Consider the following 1,617-nt stretch of genomic DNA (forward strand, 5'->3'; position numbering starts at 1 on the left):
TAGCCCGGAAAATTCATGAAGAGGCGGTGAGAGTGGCGTAAAGTTATGAAATCGTGTAGATTTTGAGTGTCGAAGCCAAAATTCTGGATTTCGAGGAGCCACCGCTCACCATGGACAAATCTACACGATTTCACCCCCGTTTGTCACCTGTGAATGGCAAGCCGATCCTGCTCGGTTTTGACGGTGCGGACATGAGTTCCGATGCCGGGCTGACCCTGCTGCGCGAGATCGAGCGTCAAGACGATCTGGCGGGTCGCCTTGCAGCCTGCATCGCGGATGCGCGTGATCCGGCCAGGGTTCAGCACGGTCTGGCCGAGATCGTGCGTTTCCGGATCATGATGATTGCCGCGGGGTATGAAGACGGAAACGATGCCGCCGATTTGCGGCACGATCCGGGCTTCAAGCTGGCCCTGGAGCGCGGCCCCGAGACCGGGGCGGCGCTGTGTTCCCAGCCCACGATCTCGCGTATGGAGAACCTGGCCGATATGCGCGCGCTGATCCGGATGGGTCGGGAGATGGTCCAGGTCTACTGCCAGTCGTTTGCGCAGCCACCCGGTCGGATCATCCTCGACATCGACGATACGTTCGACGCGGTGCATGGCCATCAGCAGCTGCGTCTGTTCAATGCCTACTACGACGAATACGGCTTCCAGCCCATCGTTGTCTTTGACGGCGACGGGCGGCTCGTCGGAGCTTTGCTACGCCCGGCGCGCAGGCCCAAGGGGGCCGAAAGCGCAGCCCACATTCGCCGATTGATCCGGCAGATCCGCAGGCATTGGCCCAGGACCGAGATCCTGCTGCGCGCTGATGGTCACTACGCAACCCCCCAGGTTTTGGACCTGTGTGATACTCTCGGACTGCGCTATGTCTTCGGTCTGCCCAAAAACAGCCGTTTGGCGGAGCACATCTTGCCCCTCGAGGCCTCGACGGCCGCGCGCTATGCCCGCAAGCCCGGCCAGAAGCTGCGCCGGTTCAAGACATTCTTCTATGCGGCCCGGTCCTGGTCGAAAACGCGCCGCGTCATCGCCCGGGTCGAGGTCAGCCCCAATGGGCGCGACACCCGCTACATCGTCACCAATCTCGAGGGCGGGCGCGGCAAGCACCTCTACGAGAAGCTCTACTCCGCCCGTGGTCAGGCCGAGAACCACATCAAGGCATGGAAAACCCATCTCGCCTCGGACCGGACCTCGTGCTCGAAGGCGACCGCCAACCAGATGCGCCTGATGTTGCACGGTGCCGCCTACTGGATCTGGTGGAAATTGCGCGCCGCCTGTCCAAAGAAATCTCCGTGGCGCCGTGCCCAGTTCGACACGCTGCGCCTGCATCTCGCCAAGCTGGCCGCCACCATCGTCGAGAAGAAGACCCGGATCATTGTGACGCTGCCAGCATCCTGCCCACAGCAAGGCCTCCTGCGCCTGCTCTTCGATGCCCTCGCCCCGCCAGGGTGAGCCTGACGCACGCGCGCCCCGCAAACCTCGAAACCGAAACCACATACCTCAAAACAAGCAAGCGCCCGGCCTTCAGCCCAGGGGCGAGCACTCCGGTTGCGCAGCAAGGTCATGCACGCAACAAACCGCACGAGCCCGCACAGAAAATGACCGTGGTGAATTATGGCGG

At 62.2% G+C, this 1,617-nt stretch carries 1 protein-coding gene; it reads left to right on the forward strand.

What is annotated here, in order from left to right; translation table 11 throughout:
- Positions 1 to 110: 110 nt before the first annotated feature.
- Positions 111 to 1,448: an IS1380 family transposase gene (locus BHD06_RS22615; protein WP_080459188.1), complete on the forward strand. Its 1,338-nt coding sequence runs from the start codon at positions 111 to 113 to the stop codon at positions 1,446 to 1,448.
- Positions 1,449 to 1,617 lie beyond the last annotated feature (169 nt).

The sequence above is a fragment of the Roseovarius sp. A-2 genome (genome assembly GCF_002072155.1).
Classification (GTDB): Bacteria; Pseudomonadota; Alphaproteobacteria; order Rhodobacterales; family Rhodobacteraceae; genus Roseovarius.

Excerpts from the sequence above, each read along its gene's own strand:
- BHD06_RS22615 (WP_080459188.1), top strand. The coding sequence starts at position 111 with ATGGACAAATCTACACGATTTCACCCCCGTTTGTCACCTGTGAATGGC.